Origin of the sequence: Diplocloster hominis (assembly GCF_032380655.1) — a bacterium.
GTDB lineage: Bacteria > Bacillota > Clostridia > Lachnospirales > Lachnospiraceae > Diplocloster > Diplocloster hominis.
Map to the genome: position 1 here is coordinate 70,299 of NZ_JAWDIY010000022.1, position 17,439 is coordinate 87,737.

The 17,439-nt window shown below is 53.4% G+C and carries 14 protein-coding genes; 5 read left to right on the plus strand and 9 right to left on the minus strand.

The genetic code is table 11. The annotated features are described in order from the left end of the window. Positions 1–244: 244 nt before the first annotated feature. From ABC831_RS18520 to ABC831_RS18535, 4 genes are all read right to left on the minus strand, one after another. Positions 245–1,999 carry an ABC transporter ATP-binding protein gene (locus ABC831_RS18520; RefSeq protein WP_425524604.1) on the minus strand — a complete coding sequence of 585 codons (1,755 nt, stop codon included), beginning with the start codon at positions 1,997–1,999 and terminating at the stop codon, positions 245–247. Next, positions 1,996–3,750: an ABC transporter ATP-binding protein gene (locus tag ABC831_RS18525; RefSeq protein WP_343249560.1), complete on the minus strand. Its 1,755-nt coding sequence runs from the start codon at positions 3,748–3,750 to the stop codon at positions 1,996–1,998. Before ABC831_RS18525 ends, ABC831_RS18520 begins: the two co-directional genes overlap by 4 nt. 44 nt (positions 3,751–3,794) lie before the next feature. Beyond that, entirely contained in the window at positions 3,795–4,823 is a 1,029-nt protein-coding gene (locus ABC831_RS18530) for a GGDEF domain-containing protein (RefSeq protein ID WP_343249561.1), read from the minus strand. Positions 4,824–4,968: 145 nt separating this feature from the next. Beyond that, on the minus strand, positions 4,969–6,369 hold the full coding sequence (locus tag ABC831_RS18535; RefSeq protein ID WP_343249562.1) for an MATE family efflux transporter: 1,401 nt from the start codon (positions 6,367–6,369) through the stop codon (positions 4,969–4,971). Between the two features lie 160 nt (positions 6,370–6,529). Here ABC831_RS18535 and ABC831_RS18540 point away from each other — a divergent pair, with 160 nt between their 5' ends. Further along, complete coding sequence (locus ABC831_RS18540; protein ID WP_343249563.1) at positions 6,530–6,847, plus strand: MGMT family protein; 318 nt, start codon at positions 6,530–6,532, stop codon at positions 6,845–6,847. A gap of 74 nt (positions 6,848–6,921) precedes the next feature. On the opposite strand, the gene ABC831_RS18545 is transcribed toward ABC831_RS18540, so the two are convergent. Beyond that, a complete protein-coding gene (locus ABC831_RS18545) occupies positions 6,922–7,290 on the minus strand; it encodes a helix-turn-helix domain-containing protein (RefSeq protein WP_343249564.1) in 369 nt (122 codons plus the stop codon). 204 nt (positions 7,291–7,494) lie between these two features. Between ABC831_RS18545 and ABC831_RS18550 the strand changes: the two genes are divergently transcribed. After that, the gene (locus ABC831_RS18550; RefSeq protein WP_343249565.1) at positions 7,495–7,746 is read left to right on the plus strand and encodes a hypothetical protein; all 252 of its coding nucleotides are present in this window, start codon (positions 7,495–7,497) and stop codon (positions 7,744–7,746) included. Positions 7,747–8,474: 728 nt separating this feature from the next. On the opposite strand, the gene ABC831_RS18555 is transcribed toward ABC831_RS18550, so the two are convergent. Together ABC831_RS18555 and ABC831_RS18560 are read right to left on the minus strand one after the other, a co-directional pair. Then, positions 8,475–8,774, minus strand: coding sequence for a hypothetical protein (locus ABC831_RS18555; RefSeq protein WP_343249566.1), 300 nt, complete (start codon positions 8,772–8,774; stop codon positions 8,475–8,477). A gap of 204 nt (positions 8,775–8,978) precedes the next feature. Beyond that, on the minus strand, positions 8,979–9,599 hold the full coding sequence (locus ABC831_RS18560; RefSeq protein WP_343249567.1) for a recombinase family protein: 621 nt from the start codon (positions 9,597–9,599) through the stop codon (positions 8,979–8,981). Between the two features lie 215 nt (positions 9,600–9,814). Between ABC831_RS18560 and ABC831_RS18565 the strand changes: the two genes are divergently transcribed. After that, positions 9,815–10,342, plus strand: coding sequence for a hypothetical protein (locus ABC831_RS18565; RefSeq protein ID WP_343249568.1), 528 nt, complete (start codon positions 9,815–9,817; stop codon positions 10,340–10,342). 75 nt (positions 10,343–10,417) lie between these two features. On the opposite strand, the gene ABC831_RS18570 is transcribed toward ABC831_RS18565, so the two are convergent. After that, positions 10,418–11,215, minus strand: a complete 798-nt coding sequence (locus ABC831_RS18570) for a MerR family transcriptional regulator (RefSeq protein WP_343249569.1) — start codon at positions 11,213–11,215, stop codon at positions 10,418–10,420. 243 nt (positions 11,216–11,458) lie between these two features. Here ABC831_RS18570 and ABC831_RS18575 point away from each other — a divergent pair, with 243 nt between their 5' ends. After that, positions 11,459–12,199, plus strand: a complete 741-nt coding sequence (locus ABC831_RS18575) for a nucleoside/nucleotide kinase family protein (RefSeq protein WP_343249570.1) — start codon at positions 11,459–11,461, stop codon at positions 12,197–12,199. A 123-nt stretch (positions 12,200–12,322) separates the two neighbouring features. Here the strand turns inward: ABC831_RS18575 and ABC831_RS18580 are convergent, their stop codons facing one another. Next, a complete protein-coding gene (locus ABC831_RS18580) occupies positions 12,323–16,093 on the minus strand; it encodes an InlB B-repeat-containing protein (RefSeq protein WP_343249571.1) in 3,771 nt (1,256 codons plus the stop codon). A 730-nt stretch (positions 16,094–16,823) separates the two neighbouring features. Here ABC831_RS18580 and ABC831_RS18585 point away from each other — a divergent pair. After that, entirely contained in the window at positions 16,824–16,982 is a 159-nt protein-coding gene (locus ABC831_RS18585) for a hypothetical protein (RefSeq protein ID WP_343249572.1), read from the plus strand. Positions 16,983–17,439: the final 457 nt, after the last annotated feature.

The following is a 17,439-nucleotide window of genomic DNA, read 5'->3' on the forward strand; positions in this document are numbered from 1 at the left end:
TTCGGGGCGAATCAGCCACGGACCGCAAACCTGCCGGCCCGATTTCATTTAGATTTCACCGGGTAACAGCCTTAAGTGAGGAAGCGGGCAATAGACACCTCCCGCCCTGCCGGGCCCCCCATAGGGCACGACCGTACAAAGCGGCCCTCTGGCAAGGCTGCGCCCTGACTTTTGGACAGCCCCGCCGGGAGGAAAAGGCCACCCGGACGCTTCCCGGGGGGGGGCCCCACGCTCCCCGTCCCCCTCAATTCGCGAACTGGCTCTCATAAAGCTTAGCATAAAACCCTTGCTGAGCGATAAGCTCTTCATGTGTACCGGTCTCCATGATACGGCCGTCTTTCATGACCAGAATCACATCGGCCTCCCTGATCGTGGACAGCCGGTGGGCCACGATAAAGCTGGTGCGCCCCTCCATCATTTGGGCAAAAGCCTGCTGGATCTTAATTTCAGTCCTGGTGTCTATGGAAGAGGTAGCTTCGTCCAGGATCAGCATCGGCGGCAGGCACAGCATCACTCTGGCGATGCAGAGGAGCTGTTTCTGGCCCTGGGACAGATTGCCGCCGTCCTCTGTGATGACCGTGTCATAACCTTTCGGCATACGCTTAATAAAACTGTCCGCATGGGCGGATCTGGCAGCCTGGATGACCTCTTCCCGGGACGCCTGGGGACGCCCGTAGGCGATATTCTCGTGTACGGTGCCGGATTTCAGCCAGGTCTCCTGCAGGACCATTCCGAAACTCCTTCTCAGGCTGTCACGGGTAATTTGACGGGCCGGATGTCCGCTGATACGGATTTCCCCCTGGTCCACATCATAAAAGCGCATGAGAAGATTGATCATAGTAGTTTTGCCGCAGCCGGTGGGACCAACGATGGCGATCCGTTGCCCGGGTTTTACGGACAGATTCAGGTTCTCTATGAGTTTCACTTCAGGATTGTAGGAAAAGGATACCTGTCTAAGATCCACGCTGCCGTCCACCTGCTGCAGTGTCAGCGCATCGGGCGCATCCGGCACCTGGGGTGTCTCGTCAATCAGATCGAAAACCCTCCGGGCGGAGGCGAAGGCATTCTGCAGTTCCGTTACCACTGATGAGATCTCGTTAAAGGGTTTCGTATATTGGTTCGCGTAGCTTAAGAAGCAGGACAACTGTCCGACGGAGATAAGGCCCCGCATGGCGGACAGAGCTCCTATGATTCCCACTCCCGCATAGACCAGGCCGTTTACAAACCGGGTAGCCGGATTGGTAATGGATGAGAAAAAGGTAGCCTTTGTGCTGCATTCCCGCAGTCTTTCATTGATTCCGGCGAATTTTTCCCTGGCCCGGTTTTCATATCCGAAGGCCTGAACCACCTTCTGATTGCCTACCAGCTCTTCTACCAGAGAGGTGATTTCCCCTCTGGTTTCAGACTGGGCTTTGAACATGCGGTAGGTTCGTTTGGCGATAAAGCTGGCCACGAACAGGGATACCGGGGTGATCAGGACGACTGCCAGGGTGATGGTGATGCTTATGGACAGCATGAATCCCAGCGTTCCCAGTATCGTTATCACGCCGGTGAACAGCTGGTTAAATCCCATGAGAAGGCCATCGGACAGCTGGTCCACATCGGTAATGACACGGCTGATGGTATCGCCGTATGGGTGGGAATCCAGATATTTTAACGGCAGGATCTCCAGTTGGTGGAAGGCCCTGGTCCTGATATCCTTCGCCACATAGTAGGTCAGTTTATTGTTGCACAGATTCATCAGCCACTGGGCGGCGGATGTCAGCAGAACCACTGCCAGTATCTGAATGAGAATCGGCAGGATTTGTGTAAACCGCACCTGCCCTGGGCCTGTGATCAGGTCCACCACATTTCCGATCAGGATCGGGGCGAATAGTGTTAGGGCTACGCTGATTACGGCAAATACTAGGGAGAGGATCAGCTGCAGCCGGTAAGGCCTGATGTGCAGCAGGATTCTTCGGATCGTGTCTTTACTGTTTGTCATACTGCTGTTTGTCATGCCCCTGCCACCTCCTCTTTGGATAGCTGTGACAGGCAGATTTCTCTGTAAACCGGGCAGGTATCCAGCAGTTCTGAGTGCGTTCCCACACCAACCAGCCTGCCGTCATCCAGAACCAGGATTTTATCCGCCTGGCGCACGGTTGCCACCCGCTGAGATACCAGGAATACGGTGATCCCCCTTGTCTTTGTGCAAATAGCCCGGCGCAGCCTGGCATCCGTCGCATAGTCCAGCGCAGACGCGCTGTCATCCAGTATTAATATTTCCGGCTTCTTAGCCAGGGCGCGGGCGATCGTCAGGCGCTGCCGCTGGCCGCCGGAGAGGTTCTTTCCTCCCTGGGCAATCCTGGTGTCAAGACCTTCCGGTTTTGCATCCACGAATTCTCTGGCCTGGGCGATTTCCAGTGCCTCCCAGATCTCTTCATCAGAGGCATCCTCCCTGCCCCAGCGTATATTTTCCCGGATCGTCCCTTTAAAGAGAACCGCCTGCTGGGGTACGATTCCGATCTTGCCGCGCAGCCCGGCAAAAGAATATTCCCTGACATCGGTACCGTCTACCAGAACCGTTCCGGCAGACGCGTCATAGAACCTCGGGATCAGATTCACCAGCGTGCTCTTACCGGAACCTGTACCCCCGATAATGCCGATGGTTTCCCCGGCTTGTACGGAAAAGCTGATGCCGGTCAGAGCCTCTGCCTTTGCCCCCTGATAGACTGCCGATACGTTTTGGAACGCTACCTTTGTATCCTTTCCTGTATGTTCACCAAAATCCGTAGATTCAGGCCTTTCCTTGCCGCCTTCCTGCATGGTGGAGGTTACTGCGAACACTTCGTTAATCCGGATCGCGGAGGCACTTGCCTTGGTGGCAGAGAGGATCAGATTCGCCAGGGCCACCAGGGCCAGCAGAATCTGTGTCATATAATTCACGAGAGCGATCACTTCTCCCTGCGTGATACTCCCCTCATCCACCTGTTTCCCTCCGAACCAAAGAACCGCGATAATGGCTAAATTTACGATCGTATAGGTTATGGGATTTTCAAATGCGGAGATCTTTCCGGCCAGCAGCTGTATTTTCTGCAGCTGCCGGGTGGTCTCATCAAATTCTTCTATCTCATCTTCCTGCCTGGCAAACGCACGTACTACTCTGGCTCCTGTCAGATTCTCCCTGGTCATGCGCAGTACCCGGTCTAATTTGTTCTGAACCCGCCGGTATACCGGAATCCCCGCCGCCATCACCGCATAAATCACCAGTGCCAGCAGCGGTACGGCGATGAGGAAAATAACGCTTAAACGCACACTGATCGTAAACGCCATGATCACTGCTCCCACCACGATAAAGGGAGAGCGCAGGAACAGCCGAAGCAAAAGATTTACCCCGGCCTGGGCCTGATTGATATCACTGGTTATTCTGGTCACCAGTGTGGAAGTTCCGATCTGATCCAGTTCCGTATAGGAGAGACCGTTAATATGGTCGAACATATCCCGGCGCAGCTCGGTGCCAAACCCCATAGCCGCTTTCGCCGCAAAATACTGGGCTGTCAGGGAACAGGTGAGCCCCAGTACGCCGAAAAACACAAGCAGACCTCCCATTTTCCAGATATATGGGACGTCTGCGTTCTTAATTCCGATATCGATCATATTGGCCATAACTAATGGCACGATCAGTTCAAAACATGCCTCCAGCAGTTTGAACAGGGGTCCTATGATACTCTCCTTTTTATAATGTCTTAAATAACCTGCCAGTTTAAACATATCTGCCCATTCCGTTTCTCTTTCATTCTTACAGCGGGTCCGTATTACAATCCCACGATCTCGTAACCGTCCCTGCCCCTCTCTTTCACTACATATAATGCGTTATCCGCAGCTTTGTATACTTTGTCATAATGCATACCTGAGGATACACACGCTGCCCCGACGCTTACGCTGATCTTCTCTTTGTGTTCCCGTTCCGTGTATTCCTTAACCCTTTTGCACAGGACACGGCATTTTTTCTCCACGATTTTCCGGTCCCGCACCCCGGCCATGAATACCAGGAATTCATCTCCTCCCAGCCTGCCTATGATATCGTCCTTTCGGAAAGTCTGCTGAAGAACCCGGGTGATTCCGATGAGGACCTGGTCACCTGCAAGGTGGCCGAGCCGGTCATTTACTCCCTTAAAATGGTCAATGTCTATAATCAAAAATGCCCCTTTATTCCCTCTGCCATCCAGATAATTCTGAATAAAGTCACGGCTGGCATTTGGGTGATACAGCCCGGTCAGGCCGTCTTTTCTGGCTTTGTCCGCCCAAAGTTCCTTCTCCTCCATCAGCTGCTGGATATCTGTAATTTTCCCAACTACAAAGACCGGACGGTTTCGTCCGTCAACCACCAGTTTCTTCGTGATCTGGAACCAGCGGGTGCCACCCTTTAACAGTCTGGCCCGGAGTTCCTGGCTGTCCGCTTTTACCTCTGTCAGATACCGGATCAGCCCTGCCTCCGGCGCTTTGTCCCATTCTGCCTGTTCGGACAAGGCCGACGCGCGGTCGATCCTGCGTTCGTATCCCAGGTTTAAGGCGCCATGCCCTGAAAAACAGATCCGGTCCTTTTTCACGTCATATTGAAAAAAACATTCATTGCTCAGTTCACAAAGCCGGATACAGCGCTCATGCTCCAGCGCGGTCATTCTCTTCTGCCGTTTTCCCAGACAGGCGTACCAGGCCAGGAAAGCTACCAGAAAAACAAGCACCATCAGAATCCCCAGCAGGATACCCTGATCCGGGTTTTCTCTCAGGTATTCTGTTAAAATAACCTCCTGCATCGCCGCCACTGCTTTTGTAACTCTCATATACTCACCTGTCTCTTCATTGTCATCGTATTGTGTCGTTTGTTATTTTTTTCACTATAATATCAATATTCTACCATATTTTACTACAGAAATACACTCGTTTTTCTTCGGTCTATACCGCCTGGCCCCGGCCTATGGTAATGGCCTATGCGGTTCCCTCCTGCGCCTCCACCTGTGCGTTTAGTTCCCGGAAAAAGGGAACCAGGAAGAAGAAGCAGGCGGCAAACGTAAACAGGTCCGCCAATGGCTGTGTCAGCTGGACTCCGTATAGCCCGATCACCGGAGGCAGCAGCAGAATCAGCGGCAGGAAGAAGATTCCCTGCCGGGCGGCGGAAAGCAGTGTGGCCCATAGGGATTTACCGATCACCTGGAACGTCATATTGCTGATAACCCCCAGCGGAAACAGCGGCAGTACCAGGCACTGCGCCCGGACCGCATATGCGCCGATCGCGATTACCTGCGCGTCTTCCTTCCGAAAAAGCGCCATCAGAGACGGAGCGATTATCCATCCCGCCACCGCCAGAATACTCATCAGCACAATCCCTGTTTTCAGGGAAAAGAAAAACGCTTCCTTCACTCTCCGGTAATTCTTAGCCCCATAATTGAAACCGGCCACCGGCTGGAAGCCCTGGCCAAATCCGATCATAGCGGCCAGAACCAGCATGAAGATCCTTCCCACTATAGACATCGCCGCTACCGCCGGATCTCCATAGGCAGCCGCCTGAATATTCAGAACCGCGGTGGCGATACTGGCCAGTCCCTGGCGGCAGAAAGAAGCAAACCCGGTAGTCACGATATCCACGTAGGTCGACCCTTTGCGGGATATATTCCGGATGTGCAGACGCACGGTGCTCTTTTTGGTAAGAAAACAGCCCAGCAGAATGAAAAAGCTCACACACTGGCTTAAAACCGTGGCAATGGCTGCTCCTGATATCCCAAGCCCCATTCCAAATATAAAAATAGGATCCAGTATGATATTCAGGATTCCGCCCAAAGAGATTCCCACCATGGACAGCGTGGCTTTTCCCTCGGATCGCAGAACGTTATTTAATACGAAGGAACCACCCATCACAGGCGCTCCCAGCAAAATATATTTTGCATAATCACTGGCATAAGGCAGGATCGTCGGCGTCGAACCCAGCAGCCTCATGAGCGGCTTTAGAAAGACCAGTCCAAGCACCGTAACCACCAGGCCGAACACCAGCGCCATAAAGAAGCCGGTGGAACCCACCTGATCCGCCTCTTCTTTTTTCTTCTGTCCCAGCAGTCTGGATATCAGGCTTCCCGAACCGATCCCGAGCATAAAACCCACTGCCTGAATCAAAGCCATAAGTGAAAACACGATGCCTACTGCTCCCGCCGCACTGGTACCTAACTGCGAGACAAAAAACGTATCCGCCATATTATAAACGGCAGTTACCATCATACTGATAATAGTCGGAACCGCCAACGTAGTGATCAGCTTGTGAATAGGCGTCTGAGTCATTCTCCTATACTGCTTTTGTTCCTCCGTCTCCTCCTCATAATCTATTGATTCGTCTCTCATTTCCCCTCACCCTTTCCATACTTGCTTTTTGCATGATGTTATTTTCAGGACCCGCAAAAAGGACAACTTATATTTATCATAACCGATTCGGCGGCTACTTACAATCTGTCCGGTTGCAGTTCTTTTGAAAATGTGTATAATAAAAACAGAGGGAACAGATATGTCATCCGAACTGACCAAACGTATTTATCAAATTGTACAGGACATCCCTTACGGCAAAGTGGCCACGTATGGGCAGATCGCCCGTCTGGCCGGGAATCCCCGTGCCGCCCGGGCGGTCGGTTTTGCTATGCGCAACGTTCCCGACGGTCTGTGTCTTCCCTGCCACCGGGTAATCTTTCAGGACGGTTCCCTATGTACCGGCTTTTCCTTTGGTGATCCCCAGATTCAATATCAGATGTTAAAAAAGGAGGGCATCACCTTCGATGCCCAGGGCCGTGTGAGGCTCGACCGCCACCGTTATATCCCGAAACAATAAAAACTACGCCTTTTACAGCGCAGTCATTACGTACGATGCATGAAAACAGTCAGCGGGAATTTTCAGTACGCTTACTATAATTTATCCTTCAAAAAATCAATCGTTTCACATATTATTTTCTTTTGCGCCATGTTAAAATATTTCAGCATTCTCAATAACTGTCTGTCATAAAAATCCAGATCATTCAGCTCTTCCATTCCAAAGTCTGATTCTTCATGTCCGTCTCCCATGATCTGACTCATTGGAACGCCAAAATAACTCCTGATCGCATACAGTAAATTAGAACTTGGATATCTTCTTCCGGTTTCTATTGTACTCATATAACTGGTGCTAATCCCAATCGCTTCAGCCAGTTGTTCCTGGGTCAAACCATGTTCCAAACGTAATCTTTGAATATTTGCACCAACATTTTTCCTGTCTGCCGGATCAACTTTGGCACTCATAGAATCAGCTCCTTTCTTTTCCATATTGTATATTCAATTTTTATACTTTATAATTAAAAATAGGTGTACTTTATACTATGTCAATTTTTAAAGTTCATGTACTTTCGTCATAGTTTTTATTTATCTGTTCATTGTAGTTACTTTATATGATTGGAACGATATGGGGGTGAGAAATTGGATAATGGCCACAACTTGAATCTATTTATGTCCAAAATATCAGAAGATTATATCAATTTTTTGATACAGCGCGAAAATAAAATCCAGCAGGTAATGGGTACTTATTGGATGCTGGATTATGAAATGCTGACCTATTATTATGGGGAACACAGGGGAGATCCCTGGCGGCAGGCCGATATTCTGGGTCTGATCTATGACAAGATAGATAAAGCGCTGTCAGAATGCGCATCCGATGAGGAACAGAATTTTTTAAAGACACTGTATTGCTTTGATTTTTAACTCGAAGATTGCTTTTAATAGGAAAATAAAATGGAATCCAGAATTCAATGCAGCCAGATCATGAAAAAGGGGCTGTATAGCACTTGGATTTTATGCCGCCAACTCTTCGCTCTGCTTCTTATTGTGATATTTAGGTCGGTTTACAAGGATGTCTATGAAACATTTTGCTTTTAAGGATTTAGTGTCCTTTGGAATGTTTATCTTAGCGTTGCTGACATTCATTTATTTGATTTGTCACTAACCTAGCATAGAAAAACCACCCCAAAACTTGACCGGTTGGAGGGTGGATTTTCTAAACTCATAATCAGGTCAACCCACCTTGTGGGCGGTTGCTCTTCTTTGTACTTACACTATAGCATTATTCCTCTTTAAATTCAAGGAGTATATTGATATGCTTAATTTTATTCATTCTGCTGTAGTTTATACTTTTTCTGCTTGTTTTTAAAGCGGAATGTCTTTCCGTTTGGGCATATCAGGCTTCGGGATTCAGCTGTCGTACTGTATAATTGTCATTGGTGTTATTTGTTAGTCGCATAACTAATTATACCAAAAAATCGCTGAAGTCTCACGACCTCAGCGATTTTTCTTTTAAGGGAGTTTTTTTACAGCCCCTCCGCCTGCGGCGGGCCGAGTAAGCGGCATCTTCCTTTCCGCTGTAGTGCGATCCCCGCGGAGCGTTTTATTTCATGGAGCACCTTCCTATGAAATTAGAAAACGGAGATTTTGATTTACGAATCAAAATCTCCGTTTGTATGATTCTTCACGAGCAGATACTGCTGCGCCTCCTGTACATCGGTAAATGACAAGGAGCGTCTGGTTATATAACTTACCGCTTCATTCCACTGCTGTACACCGAACTTATCCTTCGTGATCCGGCTGATCTCTTCTGGCAGCTGTCCCTTCAGATATAAGGAATGCAGATCTGACAGATAATCACAGTGCGCCTCCCTGGCTATAAGATCCAACAGACTCTCGCTGCGCTCAGAAGCTACACCCGGAGCGGGTTGCACATCCTTGGTCTTTTTCATTTGTATCCTCCTGCTTTCTATATAGACTGCTAAGCAGCACACTGACATAAAGTACACTTTATGTCAGTGCATATTTTACGGAATCAAAGACTGTTAGTCTGGACAATTCCACTGCAAAATGCTAAAATATATGTAAATTTTTATTTATTTTCGAAACCTCTGATTCAGAATCATAGCAATCGTGTTACTGACAAATGGTGTACTTTATGTCAGGTCGCAAATTCCCCCCGTTTCTGTTATCTTAATTCTTCTGAAAAACGTCCGTTCACAGATCCCCAGAAGATCCGCCGCCTGTTTTGAGGTCAGTTCTTTTTCACGCCACCGGACGGCAATCATTTCAAAATTCATCGGAAGCTCCTTCGGAGGCCTTCCAAACCGTACCCCTCTTTTTCTGGCGACTTCAATCCCCTCCGCCTGACGCTGCTTGATATTTTCCCGTTCGCTCTGCGCCACGAAGGACAGAAGCTGAAGAACAATATCACTGATCAGTGTCCCGATCAGGTCTTTGCCCTGTCTGGTGTCCAGAAGGGGCATATCCATAACCACAATATCTACCTGTTTTTCTCTTGTCAAAAACCTCCACTGCTCGATGATTTCCTGATAGTCCCTTCCCAACCGGTCGATACTTTTCACCACCAGCACATCCTTGGCCTGAAGCTTTTTTAACAGTCTCTGGTACTCGGGCCTGTTAAAATCTTTTCCGCTCTGTTTATCCACCAGAATTGCTGGTCTGGGAATCCCGTAGTGAATCAAAGCCTCCAGCTGCCGATCCGCATGCTGATCCTTTGCGGAAACCCGTGCATAACCATAAGTTTTTTCTGTCATAAATACCTCCTTGTGTGTCAATATCCCTTATGCAGTAGTTACCATACCATTATGCACAATTTTCCTGCCTTCTTTCAAAGGTTTCCGGAAAAACATTTGACCTTTTTGATAATTTTTCACTAAATAGTGAAAATGATAGAAATTAAGATGCTTCTTATCATTCCTTTTGTTATAATTAAATCCAGATATCGAAATTCATAAACAAGGAGGAACCTATGAAAAAACCAGGACGGATATCTTTGCATAATGTGATCTTTCCCATATGGATGCTGTGGCTTTACCCATTGACCTGGCTGTATATACTGCCCGCCAATTTTATCATTGATTCCGCGGTATTACTGCTGGCAGTCAAATTTCTGAAGATAGGGGAATGGAAACAGATATATAAAAGAAGTGTTGTGAAAATATGGATCTTTGGATTTCTCGCAGATATAGTCGGTTCGGTTATGATGCTGGCCGTTTTGCTTATGGATTCCCTTCTGGATTCCGAAAGTCCTGTGGGACAATGGTGGTATAAGAATTTGACGAATTCCGTGACTTACGATCCGTTTTCAAATATTTATGCCTTTCTGTGGACAACAATTTGCGTGGCCGCATCGGCATTTTTGATTTATTTATTTCATGTAAAGTTCAGTTTCCGCAAACTGCCAATCGAGCAGGCTTTGAAGCGGAAACTGGCTCTTGCGCTGGCTGTGTTTACCGCTCCTTATCTTTTTTACCTGCCGACCTTTTGGTTTTATTAAGTGGACTGTGAAAGAAGGCTTACTGCAGGCTCTCAAGCTGCTGCTCTGCACCTATAGTAGAAATATCCCTCTGGCTCAGATTTTCATAACCGGAAATAAAATTCCTGTTTCCAGCTCCTTGGGTGTCTGCGTCATCTTTTCATCTTTCAGATACCTCTCGATCGTGGGGCCTGCCATCTGATATTCGGGGTGTTCCTGAAGCCATCGACAGATCGCGCTGTAGGCATCCTGTACTTCCTCCAGCGGTCCGGTGTGGATCGTCGCCGCACAGGTGCAGGCAGGCAGGCTTTTCACGTCCGGATGGTCCGCATTTACCTGCATCTGGATCTCCACCTGCGTATTCTCATGACTGAATTCTTCATCCAGGTAAACCATCTGGAGCGGCCCCGCCTGTTTCAGCCCTCTTTGTTCCGCTTCTTTTTTCATTTCCTGAATAAGCGCATGAATTTCCTGCCCATTCATCGATATATTTCTCCTGAGTCCGAACACTTTCTGTGCCGGATTTTCCAAAATGATGACATGATAGTCTCTTCGCATTTCTGTTCCCTCCATGAACTGTATTTCGCTTTCCATTCGGCGAAGGTTCCGCTGCATATCCCGTATCTGATCATCCAGCCTGTCTCTTTGAACATGAAGCCACTGCAGTTGCTCTTCCGGCAGCAGCCTGCACAGATCACTGATCTGCGCCAAAGTAAAGCCATAGGATTTCCATGTCTCGATCTGTTTCAGCGTATTCATCTGCCAGGCCTCATAATAACGGTATCCGTTCTCTTCGCCCACATTGGCCGGGCTTAGCAGCCCGATACGGTCATAGTGCCGCAGCATTCTGGCGGACACCCGGCTTAACTTAGAAAATTCACCGATGGTAAACATAGTTTTCAGTCTCCTTTGATACTTTATGGAGCGGCGAATGCCGCGCCCCCGCCCGCAGGGCATGCATTGCGGGGTACTGTAAAGTATAATATTCAGAACCGGTTCTGAAATCATCTTACACCTTTGCATTGTGTCAAGGTCAAGGGAATATTTGAAATTGACATCATCCGCAGGACGTATTAAACTAAAAAAAACTTCGATGTATCAATTATATACCGCAGACTGCGGCTGGAGGAGAATTCTATGGATATTCCCATCACAATCAATGGATTTCCGGTAACTGCTACTTTTCCCGACCCGGACATCCGCCATATCTGGCTTCCACTGCTGCAGACGCTAACGCAGCTATATCATAAGAAAAAGAAGCGTATTGTAGTATTTCTGGCAGGTCCTCCCGCAGCCGGCAAGTCTACTGCCGCCAGTTTTCTGGAATATCTGTCCCAGGATACGCCGGGCCTGGAACCTGTCCAGGCACTCTGTATGGATGGTTTTCATTTTTCCCAGAATTATTTATTGTCACATACTCTGCTCCGAAATAACCAGACCGTATCCATGGCAAGTGTAAAAGGCTGCCCCCAGACCTATGACACCGATGGGTTTAAACGGCATCTGCGTATGCTCAAAGAGCCGGAATGCCGCTGGCCGGTGTATGACCGCACGCTTCACGACGTCATCGAGGACCAGCTTGAGGTGGAACAAAATATTGTGCTGATCGATGGGAACTGGCTGCTTCTTCCGTTTGAACCATGGTGTTCCATCGCCGATGAGTTCTGTGATTACTCTATATTTTTTTCTACAGAGGAAGCGCTTTTAAAGGAGCGTCTCATTCAGCGGAAAATTACCGGTGGTCTGACGCCAAAAGCAGCCGCGGATTTTTACCGGGACAGCGACGGTCCGAACGTCAGCCTGGCCCTGGCAGAGCATCAGAAGGCTGATCTGGAAGTGTTATGGGACCCGGATGCGAACAGTGCGAAACTAGTTTGAAAATGGAACGAAAAAAACGCCGCCAAATACCTTTTAAAGGGAATGGCGGCGTTCTGCTTTTCCTTTTCCCACGAAAGTGCGGCCCGTTAACACCCGTCACTTTCGTGGGAACTCTTTTTCAATTCAAGTCTTTTTGCTTCTCTTTCTATATACCAGCAGCCCGGCACAGCCCAGCAGGGCCGCAAACATCAGTGTCAGCCACGGCCAAACCAATGCGCTGTCCCCGGTCGGCGGGCTTCCTATGCTCTCCCCGGCCGGCGGGTCCGCTGTGTCGTCTGTCTGCGGCGGCACATTCCCGTTGATGATGACGTCCACGGTGAACAGCACTTTGTTTACCTCATAAGTAGCCGTGGCGCGCCCCGGTTTCAGGGCCTTCACATGATAATCGTCCCCGTTCCCTGTGATCGAGAGCAGGTTTTCGTCGAAGCTCCACGTGCCGCCGGCTGGCTCGGGTGTCCATACGACGGTTTGGTCTACGTACATGGCGTACTCGCGGGGCAGGCCGGTGATGATCGGCTCGTCCTCGCTCACCTGCACCACGCCAAAGGGCGACAAGCTGTTGAACGTGCCCTTCACTGCTCCGTTTTCCACCGTCAGGGACCGGCTCTCCAGCACCTTATTCCGGCAGTGCAGCACCAGGAGGGTTTTCCCATCGAAGGCCGCGCCCACAGGAATGGCCACCTCCAGGGTGCCTGTATATTTCCCGGCGGACAGCCCGATGTCATACAGCGCCAGCAGTTCGCCCGCGGCCTGCCGGGCACGGATGCCCTCGCACACCCCGCATTCACCAGCCGGGTGCAGGCCGCCGTCCCCCACCAGCAGGGCCGCGTCGGCGCTGAAGTACCCGCTGACGCTCACACCCGTGGCCGGGTCGGTGAGGGTACGGTATGTATAGACCGGTCCCGTGGGGGGCAGCGTTTCGATCTGCGTCACATAACCGCACACCGTGCACTGCTTATGCCGCAGGCCCGCCTGCGTTTCCGTAGCCGCTTGGTCCAGCACCCAATCGCCGGGGGTGTGGGCCGCTTCGTCCGCCCGGGCCCCGTCTCCCGCCTTGCACTCATGCCAGTGCTCTACGGCGTCGAAGCTCCAGTTATCCCTGTAATCATGGACATGGGGAGGCACGGTGGGCGCAAAGCTGGCTTCGATGGTATGGTTTTCCCGTACGTCCCCAAAACTATAGGTATCGCCCGTCAGCGTCACAGGCACACCGTCCGCCAGCACCTCTTTTACCTGATATCCCTTATCCGGCGTGACCGTAAAGCTCTGATCGTCACCCTCCGTCACCGTCACGTCGCCCGCGGGCGTAATACTGCCTCCCAGTCCCGCCGCTGCGGTGATGATATAGGTTGCCGGGGGCACTGGTTCAAAGCCGGCGGTCAGGGCCACGTCACCTGCGGGCATCGTAAAGTCCAGGGTGCGCGCAGCCTTTTCTTCCTCCGTGAGGGTGAGGCCCGCCGCTGTCCAGCCTGTGAACAGGTAGCCTGGTTCGGGATCGGCCGTCACGGTCAGCGTTTCGCCCTGCCCGTACCGGCCCGGGGCCGCGCCGGAGACGCTGCCCCCCGCGCTGCCCTCCACCGTCAGCACATAGAGGGCCCGCACAGCCACAGTGCCTTCCTGGTCGCTGGGCGTGGCCGTGGTTTTCTTGTCGTCCAGCGTCATGCCGCCCGCTGCGTAAAGCTCGTAATCATCCGCCAGGGCGGTGTCCAGCGCCACAGGAATGTCGCGCGTGTTGCCCGTGGCTTCCCGCACCGTCAGCCTGGCCGCCGCGTCCGTGAAAGTAGTGACGCGGCCTCTGATGGCCTCGTACCCTGCCCTGGTGGCGGTAGCTTTCAGGCTGCCGCCCAGAGTGATCTCATCGGCATTGCTGACGCAGATGCTGCCCGAGGTGTCCAGAGATGCCCCCGCCGCCACGTATAAGTTTTTTTCCCCTTGCTTTCCAAGGTTAAAGAACACGCCTACCCCGTCATCCCCGCGGCTTCTGCCGCCGGTAGCGGTCACGTCGCCCTCCAGCACGTTGAGCGGCGAATCGTTAAGCACAATACCACTGTTAAAATCCTTAGACCTCTCACTATCATTACTGCCGCCCTGGGCGGTCAGGCTGCCACGCACCGTCAGCCTGGACACCCAGATGCCATCGCCGCCCATCTTTGCCGAGTCGCCTCCGCGAAGGACGACACTGTTTTTCGCTGTGATCTCCACCGCAGCGTGGGATGCATATATGCCAGCGCCGCCCGCCACGTTATGATCGGAGCCTGTCAGTGCCACGTTGTCCAGCCCCAGCGTCAGGGTATGGCGTTGAAAGTCCGTAATCCAAGAACTCAGCGAACCGTAGGAGGCCTGCATGGCCAGGCCGGTGATGTTCAGTTCCATATCCCCGGGGTTCTCTACCTTGAGGTTCCCTTTGGTGTTGATCGGGCGGCTGAGCCCCGGGCCTTGCAGGGTGAGGGTGTCCACACCCGCCGGGATGTACAGCATGCCCGCCGCTCCCTCCGCCACGTCCAGGGTCATGCCGCTGTACAGGACGATGGGCACGGTGGTCTCTCCGTTGGAATAAGCGGCTTTCCTACCGGTTTCGGCGTTCCACACCTGCTTCACGGCCACCGTCACGGTGCCCCGGATGTCGCTGGTAGCGGCCTCGGTTTTTGCACCGTTCAGGGCCGCGCCGCCGCTGGCCAGCAGCTCCCAGCTCCCCGGCAGGCCGGCGTCCAGCGCCACGGGGATAGCCCCCGTGCAGTCTTTGAATTCCTGTACGGCCAGGATGGCCGCCTGATGGGTGAATGTGACGGCCCCCTCCACGGCCTGGCCCCCGGCACTGCCCGCCACAGCCGTCAGGCTTCCCCCCAGGGCAATGCCTTCTGCGGCGGCCACGCCGGCGGTCTCCAGGGAGGCCCCCGCCTCCACCGTCAGCTGCCCGCAGCGCACACGCGCGCCCCGGGCCGTCACGCTGCCCGATGCAACGGTGAGCGTTTCCTTCGCCGACATGGCCGCGCCGCTTTGCGCCGCTGCGCCAAAGCTGCCGTGCAACAAAAGGCTGCCCGCCGACACGCCGTCCCCCTGACCGCTCCCCGACAGGGAGACGCTGCCCTGGGCCGTAAGACGCACCTCTGCCTGGGGCGCTGCCACAGCACTTAGGCCCGTAAGGGATACGTCCGTCAGCTCCAGCGTCAGCACATGGCTTTGGCTCCCGGACAGGAAGGCGGCGCCGTCCGGCGCCCGCATGGCAAGGCCCCGGATGGACAGCGCCGTATCGGCCGGGTTTTCCAGACGTATGCTGCCCTTGGTGGTGACAGCGGTATCCAGCCCCAGGCCGGAAAGGGTGAGGCTGCCCACACCCCGGGGAACGGTAAGCGTGCCCGCCGCGCCCTCCAGCACCATCAGCCTCATTCCGTCTGTTACCGTGATGGGCGTGGTGGTCTTGCCGTCGAAGAAGGCCGCCTTACCGCCGGCTCCCGCGTTCCACATCTGCTTGCCGCCCGCCATCACGCTGCCCCGGACACTGCTGGTGAATGCATATCCGTTCTCCAGCTTCATGCCGCCGGAGGCGTACAGCCGGTAATCTTCCTCCATCTCCGGGGCCAATGCCACCGGGAAGCTATGGCTATTGGATTCCTGCGTCGTGAGTGTGGCTCCCTCGCTTACAAAGATAACCTTTGCTCCGTCGGGCAGATAGATAGCTTGGCCGCCGGCATGGGTGGAGACCGCCGTCAGTCTGCCGCCAATGGAAATGTTTTTGAGGTTCCTGCAGTAGAGGCCGATATCCCCCGTAGCAGTGAGGGAGGCATCCTTCTCCATCTTCATGTATGTGCCCGCGTTAACGGCGATCCCAAGGGCGGGGGATGAGCTGTCCTTATGGGACGTGGCCGTCACTTTGCCGGCTTTCACTTGGAGCATGATCGCGTAGATGGCCGAACCGCCCGGGGAGTTGACGGCAAGATCACCGCCATTAAAATCAATCATGCCCGCATGGATGCCGTTGCCGCGGGAACCGCCCCCCGTCAGAGTGACGCTGTTTCTGGCGGTCACCGAGAGAGGGCCGTCCAGAAATTCTGCGCACGCACTGCCTGTCATGCCGTTGACCCCGGCGCCGCCTGTGAGGGAGACGTCGTCCAACACCAGCTCGAAATCTAAGGAGCCGAAGTTGCTGCCCGAGGCGGTAAGAAACGGGGTCCCGTTCGGCGCCTTCATGGAAAGGCCGGTGACAGTGAGGGTGATGCCGCCCTGGCGTTCCACCGCGACGCAGCCCTTGGAGTAGATGGGGGATTGGAGGCCCGGCCCCTGCAGGGTGAAGCTGGTGAAATTATTCGGGATGGTAAGGGTGCCGCCGGCTCCATCTTCCACCTCCAGCGTCATACCGTCGGTGAGGGTCAGAGCGTGGCGCGTGCCCCCTCCGTCGATGTAGGAGGCCTTGCCGCCAAGCTCGCTGTTCCACACCTGGTAGGCCTTGCCCACAAACACCGTGCCTGCGGCTTCGGAAAAGGAGGCCTGGATACGCCTGACATCCAGGGCAGCGCCGCCCCGGGCTTCCAGGCGGTAATCCTTCATCAGGCCAGTGTCCAGCTTCACCCGGACACTTTCATCCGTATACTGGGTGCCCGTCAGCTCGGCCGAAGAGGTGGTGAAGATGACTTGGGCCTCATTCCGGATGGCCGCGCCCTGCTGGTCACTGGTGGCCGTCAGGCTGCCCCCCAGCGTGACCGACCGCCCCCCAAGGGCGAATTCGATGCCGTTGCGGCCTGTGGCCGTCATAGCAGCTCCCTCCTGTACCGTGAGGGTGCTGTAGCCCGCAAAGAATACTCCCTCCCCGTTTTGGACGGCGCCCGCTCCGCCCAGTGCCGTCACGGACCCCGACGCCACGGTAAACATAGCCGTGCGGATGCCGGCGCCGCCATCCCCGCCCGTACTGCCGCCGCCCCAGGCGGCCAATTCGCCGTTGACCGTCAGGTGCAGCACGTCGATGCCCGGGCCGCCCGCATCGTCCGCACCGTGCCCGCCTGCCAGGATGACGCTGCCCGCGGCGTTCACCGTCAGCTCGGTCTCGGCCCTTCCCGTGGCAAGGGCGCTGGCGCCCGCTCCGCCGGTAAAGGTCACGTCCGTCAGGTTCAGCGTAAGCGGGTGATTCTGCGTATCCCACAGGCAGGACTCCCCGTCTTTGGCCTGCATGGCGAGTCCGGTGATGTTCAGCGTGGTATGCATGCGGTTCCCGATCACGATATTGGCGCCTTCCATCGTCACCCCCT